Origin of the sequence: Streptococcus sp. HMSC061E03 (assembly GCF_001813505.1) — a bacterium.
Lineage (GTDB): Bacteria > Bacillota > Bacilli > Lactobacillales > Streptococcaceae > Streptococcus.
This window is the reverse complement of the sequence record NZ_KV812809.1, coordinates 1-240: the sequence shown is the minus strand read 5'-3', so window position 1 is coordinate 240 and position 240 is coordinate 1. Positions and strand designations below refer to the sequence as shown.

The 240-nt window shown below is 53.3% G+C and carries 2 tRNA genes; both read left to right on the top strand.

The features are described 5' to 3' along the window. The first annotated feature begins 36 nt into the window (after window positions 1-36). Window positions 37-110: transfer RNA gene (locus tag HMPREF2917_RS10770), tRNA-Met, on the top strand. Window positions 111-126: 16 nt separating this feature from the next. Continuing rightward, window positions 127-200 (top strand) — tRNA-Ile (locus tag HMPREF2917_RS10765). The last annotated feature ends 40 nt before the right edge of the window (window positions 201-240 follow it).

The following is a 240-nucleotide window of genomic DNA, read 5'->3' as shown; positions in this document are numbered from 1 at the left end:
GTGTCGCAGGTTCGAATCCTGTCTTCCCGATATTATGGCGGTGTAGCTCAGCTGGCTAGAGCGTCCGGTTCATACCCGGGAGGTCGGGGGTTCGATCCCCTTCGCCGCTATATTGTTGATCTTGTTGGACCTTTAGCTCAGCTGGTTAGAGCTCTCGGCTCATAACCGAGTGGTCGTAGGTTCAAGTCCTACAAGGTCCATTGTTATCTTGGAGGATTACCCAAGTCCGGCTGAAGGGAA